The organism is Kitasatospora sp. NPDC058243, from assembly GCF_042882025.1.
In the GTDB taxonomy this organism is placed as follows: Bacteria; Actinomycetota; Actinomycetes; order Streptomycetales; family Streptomycetaceae; genus Kitasatospora.
In genome coordinates, this window is record NZ_JBHVWW010000144.1 from 1 (window position 1) to 2,310 (window position 2,310).

Annotated in this window: 3 protein-coding genes; all 3 read right to left on the minus strand. The window is 72.8% G+C overall.

Features of this window, described 5'->3' with window-relative positions:
- Nucleotides 1-26: 26 nt before the first annotated feature.
- A complete protein-coding gene (locus ACFVX9_RS39600) occupies nt 27-857 on the minus strand; it encodes an aldo/keto reductase (protein WP_387987130.1) in 831 nt (276 codons plus the stop codon).
- A gap of 154 nt (nt 858-1,011) precedes the next feature.
- Nucleotides 1,012-1,431: a heme-binding protein gene (locus tag ACFVX9_RS39605; protein WP_063351790.1), complete on the minus strand. Its 420-nt coding sequence runs from the start codon at nt 1,429-1,431 to the stop codon at nt 1,012-1,014.
- 53 nt (nt 1,432-1,484) lie between these two features.
- On the minus strand, nt 1,485-2,310 hold an 826-nt coding region (locus ACFVX9_RS39610; protein WP_387987134.1), incomplete at its 5' end, for an MFS transporter.

Consider the following 2,310-nt stretch of genomic DNA (forward strand, 5'->3'; position numbering starts at 1 on the left):
GCGGGCTTCCGGGGGTGCGGGGTCGGTCAGTTGAACTGGTCCGGGTGCGGGCCGGTCCGCAGGTCGCGGTCGGTGGCGGCGATGGCGGCCATGTCCTCGTCGGTCAGCTGGAAGTCGAAGACGTCCAGGTTCTGGCGGATACGCGCCGGGGTGACGGACTTCGGGATGACGATGTTGCCGAGCTGGAGGTGCCAGCGCAGGACCACCTGGGCGGCGGACTTGCCGGTGCGGGCGGCGATCGCGGTGATCGCCGGGTCGTCCAGGACGGCGCCCTGGGCGAGCGGGCTCCACGCCTCGGTGGCGATGCCGTGCTCGGTGTGGAAGGCGCGCAGCTCGGCCTGCTGGAGGCCGGGGTGCAGCTCGACCTGGTTCACGGCGGGCACCAACCGGCTTTCGTCCAGCAGGCGCTGGAGGTGGGCGGGCTGGAAGTTGGAGACGCCCGCGGCGCGGATGCGGCCCTCGGAGGCGAGGCGCTCGATGGCGCGCCAGGAGTCCAGGTAGAGGTCGCGGGCCGGGGTGGGCCAGTGGATCAGGTACAGGTCGAGGTACTCGAGGCCGAGCTTGGCGAGGCCGGCGTCGAAGGCGCGCAGGGTGGCGTCGTAGCCCTGGTCGGCGTTCCACAGCTTGGTGGTGACGAACAGGTCCTCGCGCGGCAGGCCGGAGGCGGCCAGGGCGCGGCCGACGCCGGTCTCGTTGCCGTAGATCGCGGCGGTGTCGATGCTGCGGTAGCCGGCCTCCAGGGCGGAGGCGACGGCGGCGGTGGTCTCGGCGTCGGGCACCTGGAAGACGCCGAAGCCGAGCTGGGGGATCTCGACGCCGTTGTTGAGCTTCACGGTGGGGACGGTGGGGTTGTTCATGGTGCGTGCTTCCATTCAGCGGGGGAGGTCGGTGAGGGTGTAGCGGACGGTCTGGGCGCTGATGAGTCCTCGGTGTGGTTCCCGGCGATGTGGTCGAGGCCCCCGGTGCCCAGGCGTCGCCCGTGGTCGGCGAGGACCTCCTGCGGCGTGCGGGTCACCGGGCGAGTTCCGCCAGCGCGGCGGTGGCGAAGGAGTGGTCCTGCTCCGGGGCGCCGCCGCCGAGGCCGATGGCGCCGACGAGCTTGCCGTCGCGGTGGATCGGGACGCCACCGGCGATGAAGAGGAGCGGCCGGTCGAGCGCGGTGGCCAGGGTGTGGAACGGTCCGTCCGGCTTGACGAGGTCGACCAGGTCGGCGGTGGGGGCGCCCAGCTGGAGGGCGGTGTACGCCTTGCGGGTGCTGGTCTCCCCGGAGATCAGCACGGCGCTGTCGTCGCGGAGGAAGGCGAGCAGGTGACCGCCCGCGTCCAGGACGGTGACGCTGACCGCGACCCCGGCCGCCTGGGCGGCGCGGCGGGCGGCGGCGACGAGGGTCTCGGCGTCGGCGGTGGTCAGCGGGGTGAGGGTGGTGCTCATGGTGGCGCTACTCCTGGAAGGAACGGGGAGAGGGGAACTGGGGAGGGGAACTGTCAGTGGTGGACGGGGACGGGAGCGGCGGTGACGACGCCCTCCCGTACGGGGGTGCGGCGCTCCAGGACGGCGGACCAGACGGCCAGCAGGAGCGCGGCTCCGGCGAGCAGCGCGCCGACCCAGTTCGGGGCGGTGTAGCCGAGGCCGACCGCGATCACCTGGCCGCCGAGCCAGGCGGCGAGGGCGTTGCCGAGGTTGAAGGCGCCGATGTTGACGGCGGAGGCCAGGGTGGGCGCGCCGTGCGCCTGGTCGAGGACCCGCTTCTGCAGTGGCGGGACGGTGGCGAAGCCGAGCGCCCCGACGAGCAGGATGGAGACCGCGGCGAGGATCTTGTTGTGCGCGGTGAGGGTGAACAGGGCCAGCACGACGGCGAGTCCGCCGAGGGAGGCGTAGAGCATCGGCATCAGCTTGCGGTCGGCGAACCTGCCGCCGAGCAGGTTGCCGAGGAACATCCCGACACCGAACAGGACCAGCAGCCAGGTGACGGCGCCGTCCGAGTAGCCGGCGACGTGGGTCATCATCGGCGCGATGTAGGTGATCGCCGCGAAGACACCGCCGAAGCCGAGGACGGTCATCGCCATGGCGAGCAGGACCTGCGGGTTGCGGAACGCCGTGAGCTCGCGGCGCAGGTGGGCGCCCTCGGGGCGGGGCAGGGCGGGAACGAGCTTGGCGATGCCGAGCAGGCCGACCACGCCGAGCGCGGCGACGCCGGCGAAGGTGACGCGCCAGCCGACGGCCTGGCCGATGAAGGTACCCAGCGGCACGCCGACGATGTTGGCGACGGTGAGGCCGGTGAACATCGTGGCGATGGCGCCGGCCTTCCTG

Bases quoted from the DNA above. Each gene is read 5' to 3' on its own strand.
- ACFVX9_RS39600 (WP_387987130.1), bottom strand. From the start codon at position 857: ATGAACAACCCCACCGTCCCCACCGTGAAGCTCAACAACGGCGTCGAG.
- ACFVX9_RS39605 (WP_063351790.1), bottom strand. From the start codon at position 1,431: ATGAGCACCACCCTCACCCCGCTGACCACCGCCGACGCCGAGACCCTC.